The sequence below is a fragment of the Neobacillus sp. 204 genome (assembly GCF_046562815.1).
Taxonomy (GTDB): Bacteria; Bacillota; Bacilli; order Bacillales; family Cytobacillaceae; genus Neobacillus.
The window spans coordinates 1-2,885 of record NZ_JBJORY010000039.1; the positions used below are offsets into that span (position 1 = coordinate 1).

The following is a 2,885-nucleotide window of genomic DNA, read 5'->3' on the forward strand; positions in this document are numbered from 1 at the left end:
AATTCTAGGAGTGAAAAAGCCTTCTCACAAATTGCAGAAACGCACCCGTGAGGCTAGGATCCCACAACATTCTATATGAAGGGGGTATGACAATGTCTGCATTACGTATTTGAAGCATAATAAAGATAAATATATGGTAAAATTAAACTGGATTTAAAGAAAGGATGTGTTTTAGTATGAAAGGAAAACATATCATCATTGATGCATTTGAGTGCGATAGCGACTTACTAAATAATAAGACATATTTGGAACAATTACTTATTAAAGTTGCTAAAAACGGCCAGATGAAGATTTTGTCCTCCTACTTCTATCCATTTCATCCACAAGGATTGACCGGTATGATCGTTTTAGCTAGTTCGCATATCTCCATTCATACATGGCCTGAAGAAGGTTATGCTGCATTAGACATATATACTTGTGGTGATAAAGATCCCATATACCAAGTGGAATATATCTTAAAGGAAATTTCATCAAAAAGGGCCATCATTCATCACATTTGTCGTGGAATAACAAAACCTTGGAATTCCCAGATATATCAGTGGCCGCTAGCTCCTACATCAATTTCAAGGGATCAAGACAGTGATGAAACCTATTTTGAAAATAAATGGGACATAGTTGGATTGAGAGAGATTCTGAATGGGAATCACCGTAAAGTATTCACGGGTAAAAGTCAATTTCAAAATATCCAAATCGTTGAAGCCCTTGATTTAAGAATGTACCTAAATGGGCAGTTGCAATTCAGCTCCTTAGATGAACAGGTTTATCATGAGGCACTCGTCCATCCAGCTCTAACCATTGCATTAAACCGAAAACAAATTCTTATTTTAGGTGGTGGTGATGGTCTTGCCTTAAGAGAAGTACTAAAATATCCGGATGTAAAGCATATTACTCTAGTTGAATTAGATCCCTTAGTATTAGATGTTGCCAAAAATGTATCAAACCTAGCCAAACTTAATCAATACTCACTTCACGATGCCCGTGTAACGATTTATCCTCAAGATGCTGCTACCTTTCTAGCCACCAATCATTTTCCTTATGATGTTATTATTGTCGACCTTCCTGATCCATCAAATAGAATCATTAGTGACCTTTATACATTAGAATTTTATTCCCTATTAGAACGTTCTCTTACCGATGATGGAGTTTTCGTAAGTCAAGCAAACGCACTTGATCATACACCAATTGTCTTTTGGAGTATTGGAAAAACCATAAAAAGTGCCGGGTTCCAAGTACTCAGCTATCATACAATTGTTCCGTCTTTTGGAGATTGGGGTTTTCACATTGGATCCAAAAAATCGATCTTATTTGGGGATAAGAAAGTTCAAGTGCCCCATCGAACTTTACCGCCCACACTGGAAACTTTGGCTTCTTTCTCACCTCTTTTATTAGAAAAGAAAAAATTTTCTATCTTGAATTCAAGAAAAAACCTACTCCTGCATGAGATATTTAAAAAAGAAAGCTTGTTTTTAGGAATTGAATAAATCGAAAAATAAGATCAATAAATTAACAAAATGCTGATCTTATTCCTTCACATTTATGGTGTACACAATTTACTTTTTATTTTCCTTTGCTATTCCTTCTTCAACTAAACTGCTTCTTATATACAGTATCAATTAACAAAACATTGATATGGTGCACCCTTTATCTTTGTTTATATGTTTCCATAGAATAGGTGTTTAAGGACTTGACTTGGAGCGTCTGGGGTACGATTTGTCTTGAAAGGCTGAAGTCTAGGTTTCATCAGGCAAACGAGCCTATCATACCCACCTCTCCAAGTAAAGTCCTATCGTTGTTTACGTTGAAAACTATAATTACTTACTGAATATAATAAGTAAACAAAGTTATAAAAGAGGCTGTTTTTGTTTTGTTATTTACTATGAATACGGTCAAAAATCATACTGTATATAACTGCAAGTTAGTTCAACAAGAAAAAAGACCGCCGTGGCGATCACCGTTTTTAACTCTAATCCCTTTGAATAATCCCCATAACTTTGTCACCCCGATATAAATAAACTACTTCAACATTACCATAAAACGGTAAAATGGGTGACAAAAATTTTGTTTTTCTTAAATTAACCTGATCTGTTAGTTGAACAAGAAAAAAGCCGCCACACTGGCAGCTTGATCTTTAACTCTTGCATCCGTTAGTGAAATAAGGACATTGTGACTTTATTAAACCTATGTAACCCAAAAAATAATTTACCTAAACAAAATTTTGCTTACTTCATCAACAGATAGCACTTTGGCAAAACGATTATTCCATATTTTATAATTATAAAACTCATAAAGTTTTTCACCAGATAGATACTCATTATCAAATGTTGTATTTGTTTGTTCTGGAATAATTACCCTATATCCATTATCAAATGCACTTTTCAAAGTTGCATCAATACAATATTCTGTTTGAAGTCCTGTCAAAATAATAGTATCTATTTTTTTACTCTCCAAATATTCCTTTAAGCCAGTTTTGAAAAATGCACTATTATATTTTTTTTCAAAAACCCTTTCATCCTTATTAGGTGCTATTTCATTATAAATCTGCCATCCATCAGTACCATATTCTAATTCTTCACCTATACCATCATCGTGCCGAACATATAACACTTCTTTATTAGAATCTCTTGCAATAGAGATAAGTTTTTTGATATTCCCAATTACTTTTTTCTCATTATATGGATGTTCTTTAATCAATGCTGTTTGAACATCAACAACTAACAAAACACTATTACTCATAAAATATCATCCCTTCACATAAAATTTAATGGTCATTCTTATTATACCGCCACAGCCATCCCCACTGTTCAACTATTGCACCCGTTTGTTTAAGTAAAATATTTCACAATTTCTAAAATTAATTTTTAGGAAACTCCAGTAAACTATCTTCC

Annotated in this window: 2 protein-coding genes; one reads left to right on the top strand and one right to left on the bottom strand. The window is 33.6% G+C overall.

Annotated elements, in window-relative coordinates; all coding sequences use genetic code 11:
* Positions 1–176: 176 nt before the first annotated feature.
* The gene (gene speD / locus ACJ004_RS29950; RefSeq protein ID WP_410896718.1) at positions 177–1,481 is read left to right on the top strand and encodes an adenosylmethionine decarboxylase; all 1,305 of its coding nucleotides are present in this window, start codon (positions 177–179) and stop codon (positions 1,479–1,481) included.
* A gap of 718 nt (positions 1,482–2,199) precedes the next feature.
* Here the strand turns inward: speD and ACJ004_RS29955 are convergent.
* The gene (locus ACJ004_RS29955; RefSeq protein ID WP_410896719.1) at positions 2,200–2,733 is read right to left on the bottom strand and encodes a cysteine hydrolase family protein; all 534 of its coding nucleotides are present in this window, start codon (positions 2,731–2,733) and stop codon (positions 2,200–2,202) included.
* Positions 2,734–2,885: the final 152 nt, after the last annotated feature.